Source organism: Cupriavidus sp. SIMBA_020 (assembly GCF_046535395.1).
GTDB lineage: Bacteria > Pseudomonadota > Gammaproteobacteria > Burkholderiales > Burkholderiaceae > Cupriavidus > Cupriavidus campinensis.
In genome coordinates, this window is the sequence record NZ_JAWRWU010000001.1 from 21063 (window position 1) to 37164 (window position 16102).

The following is a 16102-nucleotide window of genomic DNA, read 5'->3' on the forward strand; positions in this document are numbered from 1 at the left end:
CGTGGGCCTGCCTCGGCAAGCCTGCCGCACACAAAATATAGTTGAGACCCGCCGCCAACCAAATGTGACGATTGCAATCGCTGCGATAGCGGCTTGCTATGGGTCACCCCCGCGCCACCCCGCCCACCCCGCCATGCTCGGGTTAGCCCCAACCAAGTGCCGTCCAACGCTTGTCCTATAGTTCCCGTACTCCAGACAACTGTAGCGATCCACGCTCGGAGGTTGCCCTCATGACCATGTCCACCGCCCTGGCAAGGTGCCTGAGCAAGACACAGAGCCGGTACGAGACCGTGCACCGGCACGGCAGCCCCGATGGCACGGCGCCCGCCAGGCCGCTATCGATTCCCGGCGACCGGCTGGCCCGCACGGTGCTGCTGGAGGACAGCCGGGGCTACCTCGCCGCCGTGATCCCCGCCACCCATCACCTGAAACTCTCGGAAATCTGCGAGCAGACCGGCCGCCAGCTGGCCCGGGCGCGCGCGGAAGGCGTGCACGAGGTGTTCCGGGACTGCGACCCCGGCGCGCTGCCCCCGGTAGGCATGGTCTACGGCACGCAGACCTGGCTCGATGACAGCCTGATGACCCATCCCGACGTCTACTTCGAGGCCGGGGACCGCGAGGCCGTGGTGCACATGAGCACCGAGCAGTTCGCCACCCTGATGGCCGGGGCCCGGCGCGGGCATTTCGCCCATCGACGGCTCTAGGGGAGCCCCGGTTTCTGCATCCGCGTGTCAGTCAGGCATCGCCATATACACAGCGATACAAAAACCGTGCATTCCGACACATGGCACTTGCCATGGCCTCATAGACTTCGTGTCAGTTTCATCACTGACCCGAGGAGAGAGGAACAATATGTCGGAAAAAATCGATTTGCCCCGTCGCGGTTTCCTGGGCGCCGCCGCCGCAACGCTGGCCGCCGCGCAACTGACGCTATCGCAAGCCGCTCAGGCGCAGTCCGCCATCACCAAGGCGGCCGCGCTGCCGGCCTCCAAGCCGGGCAGCCATACCAGCTTCGCCCCGCTCAAGCAGATCCAGGCCGGCGTGCTCAACGTCGGCTACGCCGAAGCCGGCCCGGCCAATGGCCCCGTAGCCCTGCTGCTGCACGGCTGGCCGTACGACATCTACGCCTTTGTCGATGTGGCCCCGCTGCTGGCTTCGCGCGGCTACCGGGTGATCATGCCCTACCTGCGCGGCAATGGCACGACCACCTTCCTCTCGCCGGACACCATGCGCAACGGCCAGCCGTCGGCGATTGCCGCCGACATGATTGCGCTGATGGACGCCCTCAAGATCCAGAACGCCGTGGTCGCCGGCTTCGACTGGGGCGCGCGCACCGCCGACATCATGGCCGCGCTGTGGCCGGACCGTTGCCGGGGCCTGGTCTCCGTGAGCGGCTACCTGATCGGTAGCCAGGCGGCGGGCAAGGTGCCGCTGCCGCCCGAAGCCGAGCTGCAATGGTGGTACCAGTTCTACTTCGCCACGGACCGTGGCGCCGCCGGCTACCAGAAGTACACGCACGACTTCGCCAAGCTGATCTGGAAGCTGGCCTCGCCGAAGTGGGATTTCGACGACGCCACCTTCAACCGCAGCGCCACCGCCTTCAACAACCCCGACCACGTGGCCATCACCATCCACAACTACCGCTGGCGGCAGGACCTGGTCAAGGGCGAGCCGAAGTTCGACGATCTCGAGAAGCGCCTGGCCACGGCGCCGACCATCAGCATCCCGACCATCACCATGGAAGGCGACGCCAACGGCGCCCCCCATCCCAAGCCCAGCGCCTATGCCAGCAAGTTCACGGGCCGCTACGAGCACCGCGACCTGACCGGCGGCATCGGCCACAACCTGCCGCAGGAAGCGCCGGTGGCCTTCGCCCAGGCTGTGCTGGACGTGGACAAGCGCTAACAGCGCTAAGAATCACTGCAGTTCCCTCCCTAAGCGCGCGTCCGGCTCCCCGCCGGCGCGCGTTTTTTTTGCCGTCCACCCCCCCGTCCTCCTGACTTGTTCCCGCCGCGCAAAACTGTTGATGTGGGCGATGCCTTCTTCGTTGGGGCCGGCTCTACTAGATTTGAGCCCAAGGCAAACACGCCTAACCCCTACCAGGAGAATCTGAAATGTCCTCGCAAAAAGTTGTCATCGTGACTGGCGCATCCCAAGGCATCGGCGCCGAATTGGTCAAGGCCTACCGTGAGCGCGGCTACCGCGTGGTGGCCACGGCGCGCAATATCAAGCCGACCGACGATCCCGATATCGCCATCGTCCCCGGCGACATCGGCGACCCCGACACCGCCCGCCGCGTGGTGGCCAAGGCGCTGGAAGCCTTCGGCCGCATCGACTCGCTGGTCAACAACGCCGGCATCTTCGTGGCCAAGCCGTTCACGCAGTACACCGCGCAGGACTACGCCGCCGTGACCAACGTGAACCTGTCCGGCTTCTTCCACATCACCCAGCTGGCCATCGCCGAGATGGAAAAGCAGCGCAGCGGCCACGTGGTCAGCATCACCACCAGCCTGGTCGATCACGCCATCGCCGGCGTGCCGTCGGTGCTGGCTTCGCTGACCAAGGGTGGCATCAACGCCGCCACCAAGTCCCTGGCCATCGAGTACGCCAAGACCGGCATCCGCGTGAACGCCGTGTCGCCCGGCATCATCAAGTCCCCGATGCATGCGCCGGAAACCCATGACGCACTCGGCGCCCTCCACCCCGTGGGCCATATGGGCGAAATGGCCGATATCGCCAACGCCGTGCTGTTCCTGGAGACCGCCCCGTTTGTGACGGGCGAGATCCTGCACGTCGATGGTGGCCAGAGCGCTGGCCACTAAGGGGCTGGTTACCCCAAGTCATTCCCTTGACTTGACGTTCTTCATTCACGATACTTCATTCGTTTTCATTCTTGTTTGAAGAACGTAAATCGTGGAACTGGCAGAACTGGAGATCTTCCGGGCGGTGGCGCGTGAGCAAAGCATCACACGCGCCGCCAAGCGGCTAGACCGGGTGCAGTCGAATGTGACCACCCGCGTGAAGCAGCTCGAAGAGAGCCTCGGCGTCAGCCTGTTCCAGCGCGACAGCAAGAAGATGTTGCTCACCCCGGAAGGACTCCGCCTGCTCGACTATGCCGACCGCCTGCTGGCGCTGGCCGACGAGGCGCGGCAGTCGATGCGCAGCGATGCGCCAAGCGGCCCGCTGCGGCTTGGTTCGATGGAAAGCTCGGCGGCCACGCTGCTGCCCCGCCCGCTGGGCAGCTTCCACGCCCGCTGGCCGGATGTGGAACTGAAGCTGACCACGGGCACCTCGCAGGCGCTGGTCGATGCAGTACTTGGCCATCGGCTCGACTGCGCCGTGGTGGCGCATCCGGGTAAGGGCGCGCCGGACGACATCGACCTGAAGGACATGGGCGACGGCCTCGACGGCACCTACCTGCAAACCGAGGAACTGGTGCTGGTGCTGCCCGCCACCCACCCGCCGGTGCGCCGGCCGCAGGACGTCACGCTGCACCAGCTGGCTGCCTTCGCCCGCGGCTGCACCTACCGCCAATGCGCCGAAGACTGGCTGGAGCAGGCTGGCGACGACATGCGCCGTCGGCTCTCGGTGATCGACCTGCCGTCCTATCACGCCATCCTGGCCTATGTGGCGGCGGGCTCGGCGGTGGGCATCGTGCCGCGCTCGTTGCTGGCGGTGCACCGCGAAATGGCCCATCTCCAGACCGTGCCGGTCCGCACCGTCCACACTTTCCTGGTGAAGCGCGCCGGCTTCGCCACCTCGGCCTGCACGGCGTTCCTGCGGGAATTGCGGGAAACGCAGCAAGGCCAGTCCCCGTCATCGTCCACCCAACCTGAAGCCCAGCCATGAACACCGCCGCCCGCAACCTGGTTTCCCTTCTCAACCTCGCCACGCCGATCATCCAGGCGCCGATGGCTGGTGTCAGCACGCCGGCCATGGCCGCCGCCGTGTCCGAAGCCGGCGGCCTGGGCTCGCTCGGGGTCGGGGCGATGGACGCCGAAGGCGCCCGCAAGGCCATCCGCGAGACCCGCGCGCTGACCGCCAAGCCGTTCCATATCAACCTGTTCTGCCACGCCCCGGCCCAGGCCGATGCGGCGCGGGAGGCCGCCTGGCTGCAATACCTGACGCCGCAGTTCGCCGAATTCGGCGCCACGCCGCCTGCCAGCCTGCGCGAGATCTACAAGAGCTTCGTGGCCGACGAGGCGATGTACCAGATGCTGCTGGAAGAAAAGCCTGCCGTGGTCAGCTTCCATTTCGGGCTGCCGGCGCAGGCGAAGATCGACGCGCTGCGGGCCGCCGGCATCGTCCTGCTGGCCAGCGCCACCTCGCTGCGGGAGGCACGCCAGATCGAAGCGGCGGGCATCGACGGCATCATCGCGCAGGGCATCGAGGCCGGCGGGCACCGTGGCGTGTTCGATCCGGAGGGCGACGACGAAGGGCTGGGCACGCTGGCACTGGTGCGCGTGCTGGTGGCGCGCACCGGCCTGCCAGTGATCGCGGCCGGCGGCATCATGGACGGCGCCGGCATTGCCGCCGCGCTGGCGCTGGGCGCGCAGGCCGCGCAACTGGGCACCGCCTTCGTGGCGTGCGACGAGTCATCGGCAGACGCCGCCTACCGCGCCGCCCTGACCGCCGCCGAACCGCGATCCACCACGCTGACCCGGGCGATTTCCGGCCGCGCCGCGCGGGGCTTCACCAGCCGCTTCACCGCCCTCGGCGTGGCGCCGGGCGCCCCCGCGATTCCCGACTACCCCGTCACCTATGACGCTGGCAAGGCGCTCCACGCCGCCGCCAAGGCCAAGGGCGTCAGCGAGTTCGCCGCGCAATGGGCCGGCCAGGCCGTGCCGCTCGCCCGGGCCCTGCCCGCCGGCGCGCTGGTCGCCCAACTCACCGCCGAACTGCGCCTGGCGCTGGACCGCTTGAGCAGCCTGCGGGCATCGATCGAGTAGTCAAGCAAGCCTGATCAGGTTCCAAACTCGCTGAACTTCGAGCCCAGGAACTCCACGAACAGTCGGATGCGCGACGACAACTGGTGCCGTTGCTGGTAGACGGCATAGATGTTCGCCTCGGGGGTGGCGTAGTGCGGCAACACCTGCACCAGCCGCCCGCTGCGCAGGTAGCGCTCGATATCCCATTCGGCGCGCATCACGATGCCATGGCCCTCCAGCGCCCACTGCACGGCGATTTCGCCGTCATTGGTCGTCAAATTGCCACGTACATGAATCGCCTCGGTGCGCTGCTTTGCGCCCTTGCCCGAGGTCAGCCGCCACACCCCGTAGGCATCGCTGCCCTGCCGGATGCCGATGCAGTTATGCCGCGCCAGATCCCCCGGCGTGGCCGGCACGCCGTGCTCGCGCAGGTATTTGGGCGAGGCGCACAGCAGGCGCCGGTTCGGGGCCAGGAACTTGGCGATGATCCGCGCGTCCGGCGGCTCCCCGAACCGCACGCAGACATCGAAGGCATCCTCCGTCAGCGGCGGCGGATCCGCCGATAGCTGGAGTTGCACATCGACATCGGGGTAGGTCCGGCTGTACTCGGCGATGACCGGCGCCACGTGCATGCGGCCGAAGCCCAGCGTGGCGTTCACGCGCAGCAGGCCGCTCGGCCGCCCCTTGGCGCTGGTCAGCAACTGGCTCAGGTCGTCGATCTCCCCCAGGATGCGCCGCGCATGCTCCAGGAACACCTCCCCCTCGGGCGTCAGCCCCATCCGGCGCGTGGTCCGCGTCAGCAGCGGCATGCCGATGCGCGCCTCCATCTGGGCCAGCCGCTTGCTGACCGCCGCCGTCGAGATTCCCAGATCCCGCGCCGCCGCGCTCAGGCTGCCCGCCGTGGCCACCGCCGCGAAAAAGCCCAGTTCGGACGGTTGGATGCCGCTCGTCGCGCTCATGGCATTGTTAATGTCAGGTTAAAGATGGTTTAACTTTAGCGTCGATCCAACACCGCGTCCACGGTCAAGAATCCGTCCCACGCACTACAGCGATGATTCTGACCAGGAGACACAAGATGAAGACGTACAAGATCGCCACGATCCCCGGTGACGGCATTGGCAAGGAAGTGGTTCCCGCCGGCCGTGAAGTGATGGAAGCGCTGGCCGCCGGTGGCGCCGGCTTCCAGTTCGAATTCGAGAACTTCGACTGGGGCGGCGATTACTACCGCCAGCACGGCGTGATGATGCCCGCCGACGGCCTGGACGCGCTGCGCGGCAAGGATGCCATCCTGTTCGGCTCGGCCGGCGACAACCAGATTCCCGACCACATCACGCTGTGGGGCCTGCGCCTGAAGATCTGCCAGGGCTTCGACCAGTACGCCAATGTGCGCCCGACGCGCATCCTGCCCGGCATCGACGGCCCGCTCAAGCGCTGCGCCCCGGAAGACCTGAACTGGGTGATCGTGCGTGAGAACTCGGAAGGCGAGTATTCGGGCGTGGGCGGCCGCGTGCACCAGGGCCACCCGATCGAGGCAGCCACCGATGTGTCGATGATGACCCGCGTGGGCGTGGAGCGCATCCTGCGCTACGCCTTCAAGCTGGCGCAATCTCGTCCGCGCAAGCTGCTGACCGTGATCACCAAGTCCAACGCCCAGCGCCACGCCATGGTGATGTGGGACGAGGTGGCCGTGGAAGTCGCAAAGGACTTCCCGGACGTGACCTGGGACAAGGAACTGGTCGATGCCGCCACCGCGCGCATGGTCAACCGCCCGAAGACGCTGGACACCATCGTCGCCACCAACCTCCACGCGGACATCCTGAGCGACCTCGCCGCCGCGCTGGCCGGCAGCCTCGGCATCGCGCCCACCGGCAATATCGACCCGGAACGCCGCTACCCGTCGATGTTCGAGCCGATCCACGGTTCCGCCTTCGACATCATGGGCAAGGGCCTCGCCAACCCGGTGGGCACCTTCTGGTCCGTGGTGATGCTGCTCGAACACCTGGGCGAAGACGCCGCCGCCAAGCGCGTGATGGCCGCCATCGAGGCCGTGACCGCCAACCCGGCCCTCCACACCGGCGACCTCGGCGGCAAGGCCACCACGGTCCAGGTGACCAAGGCGGTCTGCGACTACCTGGCCGCCAACAAGCAGGCCAAGGCGGCTTAACCCTCCCGCTTCTGCCCCCGCCGCCCTGCCACTGGCCGGGCGGCCGATCCCCCCGAATTGAGCCCCCCGAGCCCCGCCATGGACACCCCCCAGGCCCGCCAACTGCTCCGCGAGATGTTCCAGGCGGCCATCCACGCCGCCCAGCCCGCGCGCACGCTGGCCGCCCACCTGCCCCCGCCGCCACCGTCTCCTGGCCGGACCATCGTGATCGGGGCCGGCAAGGCGTCGGCGGCCATGGCCCGCGCGCTGGAAGATGCCTGGCCCCATCCGCTGGAGGGACCGAAGGGGCTGGAAGGGCTGGTGGTCACGCGCTACGGCTACGCGGTGGAGTGCGCGCGCATCGAGATCGTCGAGGCCGCCCATCCGGTGCCGGACGCCGCCGGCTTCCACGCCGCGCAGCGCATGCTGGAACGGGTGTCCGGGCTGACCGAGGACGACCTCGTCATCTGCCTGGTCTCGGGCGGCGGCTCCGCGCTGCTGCCCCTGCCGCTGGCCGGCATGTCGCTCGCGGACAAGCAGGCGGTCAACCAGTCGCTGCTGAAGTCCGGCGCGACCATCACCGAGATGAACACCGTGCGCCGGCATCTGTCGGCGATCAAGGGCGGGCGGCTGGCAGCGGCCTGCCATCCGGCGCGGGTCTGCAACCTGCTGCTGTCCGATGTGCCCGGCGACGACCCCATCGACATCGCCTCCGGCCCCACCGTGCCGGACCCGACCACCCGGGTCGACGCGCTGGCCATCGTCCGGCGCTACGGCATCGACGTGCCGCCGCATGTGCTGGCCGTGCTCGATTCGGACGCGTCCGAGTCCATCAAACCCGGCGATGCCCGCCTGCCGCCCATCGACACCACGCTGATCGCCACGCCCCGGCTGGCGCTGGAAGCTGCCGCCGCCGTGGCACGCCGCGCCGGCCTGCGCGCCCACCTGCTGGGCGATGCCATCGAGGGCGAGGCGCGCGATGTCGGCAAGGTCATGGGCGGTCTGGCGCTGGAAGTGGCGCGGCACGGCCAGCCGTTCACGGCGCCCTGCGTGCTGCTCTCGGGCGGCGAGACCACCGTCACCGTGCGCGGCAACGGGCGCGGCGGGCGGAACGTGGAATACCTGCTCTCGCTGGCGCTGACGCTGCGCGGCGAACCCGGCGTGTACGCCATCGCGGGCGATACCGATGGCGTGGACGGCCAGGAGGAGATTGCCGGCGCGCTGGCCGGCCCGGACACGCTGGCGCGCGCCTGGCAGCTTGGTATCCGCCCGCAGGATGCACTTTCGGCCAACGATGGCCACGGTTTCTTCGAGGCGCTCGGCGATGCGGTTGTCACCGGGCCGACCTTGACCAATGTCAATGACTTCCGCGCCATCCTGATCGCGCGGTGAAGGGAGTAACAAGATGAGACGTACCCGCAATGCCAAGATCGTGGCCACACTGGGCCCCGCGAGCACGTCGCCGGAAGTCATCGACGCGCTGTTCGAGGCCGGCGCCGACGTATTCCGGCTCAACTTCAGCCACGGCAGCCACGCCGACCACAAGCAGCGGCTGGACACCATCCGCGCCGTGGAACGGGACCGTGGCCGCCCAATCGGCGTGCTGCTGGACCTGCAAGGCCCCAAGCTGCGCATCGGCACGTTTGCCGATGGCCCGATCCAGCTGGCCGCCGAGGCCAGCTTCCGGCTCGACCTCGACGCCAGCGTGGCCGGCACCGCCAGCCGGGTCAGCCTGCCCCACCCGGAAATCTTCGCGGCCTTGCAGGAAGGCACCGAACTGCTGCTCGATGACGGCAAGATCCGCCTGCGCGTGGAGCGCTGCGGCAAGGACTTCGCCGAGACCACCGTGGTCAACGGCGGGACGCTGTCCGACCGCAAGGGCGTCAACGTGCCCGGCGTGGTGCTGCCGCTGTCGGCCATGACCGAGAAGGACCGGCGCGACCTGGACTTCGGCCTGACGCTGGGTGTGGACTGGATCGCCCTGTCCTTCGTGCAGCGGCCCGAGGACATCCTGGAGATCAAGGACATCGTCAAGGACCGCGCCGGCATCGTCGCCAAGCTGGAGAAGCCGGCCGCGATCCAGAGCCTGGAGGCCATCGTCGCCGAAGCGGATGCCGTGATGGTGGCGCGCGGCGACCTCGGCGTGGAGATGCCGGCGGAACTGGTGCCCTCGCTGCAGAAGCAGATCCTGCGGGCCTGCCGCAAGGCCGGCAAGCCGGTGATCGTGGCCACGCAGATGCTGGAATCGATGATCGCCTCGCCGGTGCCGACCCGCGCGGAAGCCTCGGACGTGGCTACGGCCGTGTACGACGGCGCCGACGCGGTGATGCTGTCCGCCGAATCGGCCTCGGGCCAGTATCCGGTGGAGGCGGTGCGGATGATGAACAGCATCATCTCGCGCACCGAGTCGGACCCGCTCTATCACGATGCCATCCAGGCCTCCCACACCCCGCCGCGCGCAGAGGCCGCCGACGCCATCGGGCTGGCGGTGCGCCATGTGGCCGGGCTGCTGAAGTCCCCGGCGACGGTGGCCTACACCAGTTCCGGCTACTCGGCGCTGCGCATGGCGCGCGAGCGCCCCGAGGTGCCCATTCTCGGCATGACCCCGCGCATGGCCACCGCGCGCCGGCTGGCGCTGGCGTGGGGCGTGCACGCGGTGCTGTGCCACGAGGTGGTCGATGTGGTCGAGATGACCGAATTGGCCAGCCAGACCGTGCGCAAGGAGGGCTTCGGCGCGGCCGGCGACTCGATCGTGATTTCCGCCGGGCTGCCCTTCGCGGTAGCCGGCACCACCAATCTGCTGCGAATCGCGCAGGTCCAGTAAGTTGCTATTTCGTTAGGAACCCCCATGCCCATCATCCAGGACATTCGCGGCTACGAGATCCTCGACTCGCGCGGCAACCCCACCGTGGCGGCGCAGGTGCGGCTGTCGGACGGCGCGCAAGGCTTTGCGGCGGCGCCGTCGGGCGCTTCCACCGGCGCCCGCGAAGCGCTGGAACTGCGCGACGGCGACAGCGACGGCAAACCCCGGCGCTACTTCGGCAAGGGCGTGCGCAAGGCCGTGGCCCATATCGACGTCGATATCGCCCGCACGCTGGCCGGCATGCCGGCGGCAGACCAGGCGGCGGTGGACGACTGCCTGATCCGGCTCGACGGCACGCCGGAGAAGTCCCGGCTCGGCGCCAACGCGCTGCTGGCGGTGTCGCTGGCCACCGCGAAGGCGGCGGCGGCTTCGGCCGGCGTGCCGCTTTATCGGACCATCGGAGGCCAGCGCCGCGACGCCCGCCTGCCGCTGCCGATGATGAACATCATCAATGGCGGCGCCCATGCCGACAACAGCGTGGACATGCAGGAGTTCATGATCCTGCCGGTGGGCGCGCCGTCGTTCTCCGAGTCCCTGCGCTGGGGCGCGGAGATCTTCCACACGCTCAAGGCGGTACTCAAGGCGCAGGGGCTTTCCACCGCCGTGGGCGACGAAGGCGGCTTCGCGCCGGACCTCGCCTCGAACGAGCATGCGCTGGAGATCATCCTGCGCGCCATCGAACAGGCCGGGTTCCAGGCTGGGCGGGACATCGCGCTGGGGCTGGACGTCGCCAGTTCGGAGTTCCATCGCGACGGGCGGTACGAGTTGCAGTCCGAAGGCCGGTCCTACACGGCGGACGGTTTTGTCGACCTGCTGGCCAAGTGGGTCGATCAGTACCCCATCGTCACCATCGAGGACGGCATGGCCGAGGGCGACTGGGCCGGCTGGCAGTTGCTGACCGAGCGGCTGGGCCAGCGCGTGCAGTTGGTGGGCGACGACCTCTTCGTCACCAACACGGCGATCCTGCGGCAGGGCATCGACTGCGGCGCCGCCAACGCGATCCTGATCAAGCCCAACCAGATCGGCACGCTGACCGAGACGCTGAACGCCATCGACATGGCGGAGGCGGCCGGCTACGCCTCGGTCATCTCGCATCGCTCCGGCGAGACCGAGGACACGACCATTGCCGACCTCAGCGTCTGCACGGCGGCCACGCAGATCAAGACCGGCTCGCTGTGCCGCTCCGACCGCGTCGCCAAGTACAACCGCCTGCTCTATATCGAGGCGGAACTGGGCTGCGCGGCCACCTTCGCGGGACGCGCCGCGCTGCGCGTACCGGGTTTGCAGGTGTTGCAGTCAGCGACTGACCTCGCTATAAGCGCTTAATACATCACAAAGTAAAAATACAGGAGACAGACCATGCGTACTACCAAAACCCTTCCCCGCTTCTTTCCCCGCTTCTTTCCCCGCTTCCTCCGTACCGCACTGCTGATGCTGGGCGCCGGGGCCTCCGCCCTGTGCGTGGCGCAGGAGTGGCCGGCCAAGCCGATCAGCCTGATCGTGCCGTTCCCCTCCGGTGGCACCACCGACGTACTCGCCCGCGCCATCGGCGACCAGCTTTCCAAGCGGCTGGGCCAGCCCGTGATCGTGGAGAACCGGCCCGGCGCCGGCGCCACGCTGGGCGCGGACTACGTGGCCAAGGCCAAGCCGGACGGCTACACGCTGCTGATGGGTGCCGTCCACCACACCATCGCCACCAGCGTCTACAAGAAGCTGCCGTACAACTTCCAGAAAGACCTGGCGCCGATCGCCACCGTGGCGATGGTGCCCAATGTGCTGGTGATCAATCCCGCCAAGACCCCGGCCAAGACCGTGGCCGAACTGGTGGCGCTGGCCAGGAAGTCGCCCACCGAGTTTGCCTACGGTTCCAACGGCAACGGCACCGCGCAGCACCTGATCGGCACCCAGTTCCAGACCGCCTCGGGCGCGCCGCTGCTGCACGTGCCCTATAAAGGCAGCGGCCCGCTGACCACCGACCTGCTGGGCGGACAGGTGACCATGTCCTTCGACACGCTCACCCCCGTACTGCCGCACATCAAGGCCGGCAAGCTGCGCGCGCTGGCCGTGACCACGGCCAAGCGCTCCAGCGTGCTGCCGGACGTGCCGACCATGGAGGAAGCGGGCCTGAAGGGCTTCGATATCGGCACGTGGTTCGGCATCCTGGCGCCGGCGGCCACGCCCAAGCCCATCGTCGCCCAGCTCAGCGCGAAGATCGTGGAAATCGTCAATTCGCCGGACTTCCAGCAGCGCATGCTGGCCGCCGGCGCCGAGCCGATGCCCAGCGATTCGGCAGCATTCGCCAAGCGCATCGACGACGAGACCGCCAAGTTCGCCAAGCTGGTCAAGGATGGCAAGGTGACGATCGAGTAAGGCCCGGGCCTTGGCGCGTTATTCGACCTCCACCACCGGCTGGCCCTCGGTCACGGCGTCGCCGGGCTGGACCAGGATGGCCTTGACCACGCCATCCGCCTCGGCTTCCAGCGGGATTTCCATCTTCATCGATTCGATGATCATCAGGACGTCCCCGGCGGAGATGGTGGCGCCGGCTTCGATGGCGATGGAAGACACATGGCCGCTGACTGCGGCGTCGATCTGGGGCATCAGGCTGCTCTTTCGGTAAGGGTTTCGGTTTGCTTCGGCGCAGGCGTCGACGTCAAGGCCGGCGTGGCCAGCACGCGCTGGGTCAGGGCGGTGTCGATGCGGGCATCGGCGAAGTCGGGGTGGGCCAGCACGCGCAGCAGGAACGGCAGGTTGGTCTTGACCCCGGCGATCTGGAACGCCTCCAGCGCGGCACGCAGGCGCCGGATGGCGTCGGCGCGGTCGCTGCCGGTGGCGATCACCTTGGCGATCATCGGGTCGTAGTACGGCGTCACGCGCTGGCCCTGCGCGTAGCCGGTCTCCACGCGGATGCCGGGCGCCTGCGGCGGCACGAAGGTGTCCAGCGGCCCCGGCGACGGGAAGAAGCGCACCGGGTCTTCGGCATAGACGCGGGCCTCGATGGCATGGCCCTGCTGGGGCGTGGGGGCCGGCAGCACGGCGTCGATGCGCTCGCCGCAGGCCAGCCGGACCTGCGCGGCCACGATGTCGATGCCGGTCACCTGCTCGGTCACCGCGTGCTCCACCTGGAGCCGCGTGTTCATCTCCAGGAAGACAAAGCCGGTCTCGGAGGTATGCAGCATCTCCACGGTGCCGATCACGTCGTAGCCGACGTGGCCCAGCAGCGTGGCCAGCCGCTCGCGCATGGCGGCCACCGCCTCAGGCGGCAAGTTTGGCGCAGGCGCTTCTTCGAGCACTTTTTGATGACGGCGCTGCACCGAGCAGTCCCGCTCGCCGACGATGCGCACGCCGCCGTAACGGTCCGCCAGGACCTGGAATTCGATGTGGCGCGGCTGCTCCATCAGCTTTTCCAGATACAGCTCTGCCTGCCCGAAGCTGCGCTGCGCCACCGAGCGCGCCTGCTGCCATGCGGCGGCCAGCCCTTGCGCATCGCGCACCGGCAGCATGCCGATGCCCCCGCCACCGCCGGCCGGCTTGATCAGCACCGGGTAGCCGATCTGCTCCGCAGCGGCAGCCACGACCGCCATGTCGTCCGGCAGCACGCCGGAACTCGGCGCCATCGGCATGCCGTGGCCGGCCATGAAGTCGCGCGCCTCGGTCTTGTGGCCCAGACGGCGAATCCAGGCGGGCGACGGGCCGATAAAGCAGAGCCCGGCCGCCTCCACCCGTTCGGCAAAGTCGGCGTTTTCCGACAGGAAGCCATAGCCGGGATGCACGCCGTCCGCGCCGGTCTCCCGGGCCACGTCGAGCAGCTTTTCCTGATGCAGATAGCTGTCCAGCGGCGCCGCCTCGCCGATGCGCACGGCCACATCGGCCTCGCGCAGGTAGGGCAGGCCCGCGTCGGCGTCCGAGTAGACCGCCACCGAGGCGATGCCGAGCTGGCGCAGCGCGCGGATGACCCGAGCCGCCACGGCGCCCCGGTTGGCCACCAGCACGCAGCGCAGCGTGCGGACCTTGCTGGTTGGGTTCATGCCGTCTCTCCTGCGCGGATCACCACCGCATCGACCAGCACCGGCGCCACCGCCCCACGGGCGACGATCACCGGGTTGGCATCGACCGAATGCACCGTGCCGCCCGCCGCCACCATCCAGTCGCCCAGACGGACCAGCATGCCGGCCAGTTGGTCGAGATCCACCGCTTCCATGCCGCGCAGCGCGGCGAACGCCGGGGCGATGCGCAGCCGGCCGATGGCCTCCCGCGCCTGACTGGCCGTGAACGGCGCGACGAGGAACTGCACGTCCTGCAGCGCCTCCACCAGCACGCCGCCCTGCCCCACCATCACCACCGGGCCGTAGGCCGGGTCGATATGGGCGCCCACGGCCAACTCGAACGCGCCGCGTTGCTGGCGCGCCAGCAGCACGCCGCCGTGGCGGACTTCCATCCGGCGCAGGATCTGGTCGATCTCGTCGAAGGCGGCCACGGCGGCAGCCTCGCCGGACAGGTTCAGCTTCACCAGCCCGTGCTCGGACTTGTGCGTGATGTCCGGGGACACGCCCTTGGCCACCACCGGCGCGCCCAGTTCGGCCACGGCACGGCGTACGTCATCGGCGCTGTGGCAGAGCCGGTGCGCCACCACGGGCAGGCCCGCCGCCGCGAGTTCGGCCAGGCTGCGGACTTCATCGAGGGCATGGGCGGAGGCCGCGTGCGTCGGCACTCCTGCCGGCACGCCAGCCGGCAAGGGCGCGGCCTGCGCCGCCTCGCGGCGTTCGCCATATTCGGCCAGCAGCGCCAGCGCCTGCATGGCGGACCGCTCGCTGTCGAACACCGGCACGCCCTGCGCGCGGAACGCCTGCGCCACCCACTCCTGATTGGCGCTGACCGCCACCGGCACGCCGCTGGCCGAGGCGAACCGCCCGGTCTGGGCGGAGAAATCGTCGAAGTCGTAGCCTTCGCCGCCAATCGGAAAGCCGACGAAGATCAGGTCGGCCTGCCGCTGGGCCGCCACGGCGTCGAGCGTCTGGCCATAGATCTGCGGCTGGCCGAGCAGCGCGGTGGTCATGTCGATGGGATTGCGCGCCGAGACATAGCCGGGCAGCACGGCGCGCAGCGCGGCGGTGCCGGGTTCGTCGAACTGGCACAGGTCCAGCCCGTGGGACTCCGCCGCATCCGCCGCCAGCACGCAGGTGGCGCCCGAGTTGCTGATCGCCACCACCTTGCGGCCACGCGGCCGCTGGCCGCCCGCGAAGATCTGCGCGAACTCGGACAATTCCCGGAAATCGTTCACGCGCAGGATGCCGTGCTGGCGCAGGAAGGCATCGGCCAGCGCGTCCTCGCCGGCCATCGCCCCGGTGTGGGAGCTGGCGGTCAGTTGCCCGGCGCGGGTCCGGCCGGCCTTGACGGCGAGGATCGGCACATCGCGCGCATGGGCGATCCGTGCGGCCTGCGCCAGCACGTCCGGGTCGCGCAGGGATTCGACGTACAGCAGCATCACGCGTACGGCGTCGTCCTCGGCAATCGCGCGCAGCGTTTCGGCGGCGGTCACGTCGGCCTCGTTGCCCGTGGCCACCATGTAGCGCACGCCGATACCCTTGCGGCGCAGCCCGCCATAGACGATGGACGAGCCCGCGCCGCTCTGGCTGACGATGGCCACGGGGCCGTCCTGCGGCGCTTCCTCGTTGATCATGGTCGAGAAATGCAGCACGGCGCCGGTGGCGAAATTGGCCACGCCCTGTGTGTTCGGCCCGAACAGCCGCAGGCCGCCGGCACGGGCCCGCGCCACCAGCCGCTGCTGCTGCGCCGCGCCGGCCTCGCCCAGTTCGGCAAAGCCCGACGAATAGATCACCGCGCCCTTCGCCCCCACGGCAATGCACTGCTCGATGGCCTGCTCGGCCTCGGTGCCGGCCACGCTGATGATGACCACCTCGGGCGAGTCTGGCAGCGCGGCCAGATCGGGGTAGGCGGCCAGGCCCTGAATTTCTGCCCGTTTACTCTCGGCCCGCTTGGGGTTGACCGGGTAGATGCGCCCGCCGTAGCCGTGGCGCTGCATATAGTCAATGGGCCGCCCGCCGGCCTTGATCGGGTTGTCTGACGCGCCCAGCACCGCCACCGAGCGCGGCGCCAGCAACGACAGCAGCGAAGCGGGTTCCTTTTGCTCCTTGGTATCCGCCATCG

Annotated in this window: 14 protein-coding genes; 10 read left to right on the plus strand and 4 right to left on the minus strand. The window is 68.9% G+C overall.

Annotated features, from left to right (window positions below; genetic code table 11):
- Positions 1-230: 230 nt before the first annotated feature.
- The 5 genes from SB751_RS00115 (at position 231) to SB751_RS00135 (ending at position 4949) form a co-directional block, all read left to right on the plus strand.
- On the plus strand, positions 231-704 hold the full coding sequence (locus tag SB751_RS00115) for an aminoacyl-tRNA deacylase (protein ID WP_250025284.1): 474 nt from the start codon (positions 231-233) through the stop codon (positions 702-704).
- Between the two features lie 148 nt (positions 705-852).
- Complete coding sequence (locus SB751_RS00120; RefSeq protein WP_144195312.1) at positions 853-1905, plus strand: alpha/beta fold hydrolase; 1053 nt, start codon at positions 853-855, stop codon at positions 1903-1905.
- A 209-nt stretch (positions 1906-2114) separates the two neighbouring features.
- Positions 2115-2822, plus strand: coding sequence for an SDR family NAD(P)-dependent oxidoreductase (locus SB751_RS00125; RefSeq protein ID WP_144195313.1), 708 nt, complete (start codon positions 2115-2117; stop codon positions 2820-2822).
- Positions 2823-2913: 91 nt separating this feature from the next.
- A complete protein-coding gene (locus tag SB751_RS00130) occupies positions 2914-3849 on the plus strand; it encodes a LysR substrate-binding domain-containing protein (RefSeq protein ID WP_250025283.1) in 936 nt (311 codons plus the stop codon).
- Positions 3846-4949, plus strand: coding sequence for an NAD(P)H-dependent flavin oxidoreductase (locus SB751_RS00135; RefSeq protein WP_410747689.1), 1104 nt, complete (start codon positions 3846-3848; stop codon positions 4947-4949). Before SB751_RS00130 ends, SB751_RS00135 begins: the two co-directional genes overlap by 4 nt.
- Before the next feature lie 14 nt (positions 4950-4963).
- Here the strand turns inward: SB751_RS00135 and SB751_RS00140 are convergent, their stop codons facing one another.
- The gene (locus SB751_RS00140) at positions 4964-5887 is read right to left on the minus strand and encodes a LysR family transcriptional regulator (protein ID WP_144195318.1); all 924 of its coding nucleotides are present in this window, start codon (positions 5885-5887) and stop codon (positions 4964-4966) included.
- A 116-nt stretch (positions 5888-6003) separates the two neighbouring features.
- On the opposite strand from SB751_RS00140, the gene SB751_RS00145 reads away from it, so the two are divergent.
- The 5 genes from SB751_RS00145 to SB751_RS00165 all read left to right on the plus strand — a co-directional run bounded on the left by SB751_RS00145 (position 6004) and on the right by SB751_RS00165 (position 12304).
- Positions 6004-7092, plus strand: a complete 1089-nt coding sequence (locus SB751_RS00145; protein ID WP_092301220.1) for a tartrate dehydrogenase — start codon at positions 6004-6006, stop codon at positions 7090-7092.
- Positions 7093-7170: 78 nt separating this feature from the next.
- Complete coding sequence (locus SB751_RS00150; RefSeq protein ID WP_410747690.1) at positions 7171-8463, plus strand: glycerate kinase; 1293 nt, start codon at positions 7171-7173, stop codon at positions 8461-8463.
- Positions 8464-8476: 13 nt separating this feature from the next.
- Positions 8477-9895, plus strand: coding sequence for a pyruvate kinase (gene pyk / locus SB751_RS00155; RefSeq protein WP_144195322.1), 1419 nt, complete (start codon positions 8477-8479; stop codon positions 9893-9895).
- Positions 9896-9919: 24 nt separating this feature from the next.
- The gene (gene eno / locus SB751_RS00160; protein WP_410747691.1) at positions 9920-11260 is read left to right on the plus strand and encodes a phosphopyruvate hydratase; all 1341 of its coding nucleotides are present in this window, start codon (positions 9920-9922) and stop codon (positions 11258-11260) included.
- A 105-nt stretch (positions 11261-11365) separates the two neighbouring features.
- Positions 11366-12304, plus strand: coding sequence for a tripartite tricarboxylate transporter substrate binding protein (locus SB751_RS00165; protein ID WP_211943332.1), 939 nt, complete (start codon positions 11366-11368; stop codon positions 12302-12304).
- 18 nt (positions 12305-12322) lie between these two features.
- Here the strand turns inward: SB751_RS00165 and SB751_RS00170 are convergent, their stop codons facing one another.
- Genes SB751_RS00170 through SB751_RS00180 form a run of 3 tightly spaced genes read right to left on the minus strand, consistent with a single transcriptional unit; the run spans position 12323 to position 16100 of the window.
- The gene (locus SB751_RS00170; protein WP_092301205.1) at positions 12323-12535 is read right to left on the minus strand and encodes an acetyl-CoA carboxylase biotin carboxyl carrier protein subunit; all 213 of its coding nucleotides are present in this window, start codon (positions 12533-12535) and stop codon (positions 12323-12325) included.
- Positions 12535-13962: an acetyl/propionyl/methylcrotonyl-CoA carboxylase subunit alpha gene (locus SB751_RS00175; protein WP_410747692.1), complete on the minus strand. Its 1428-nt coding sequence runs from the start codon at positions 13960-13962 to the stop codon at positions 12535-12537. Before SB751_RS00175 ends, SB751_RS00170 begins: the two co-directional genes overlap by 1 nt.
- Complete coding sequence (locus tag SB751_RS00180) at positions 13959-16100, minus strand: acetate--CoA ligase family protein (RefSeq protein WP_144195330.1); 2142 nt, start codon at positions 16098-16100, stop codon at positions 13959-13961. The genes SB751_RS00175 and SB751_RS00180 overlap by 4 nt, the downstream gene beginning before the upstream one ends.
- Between the last annotated feature and the right edge of the window lie 2 nt (positions 16101-16102).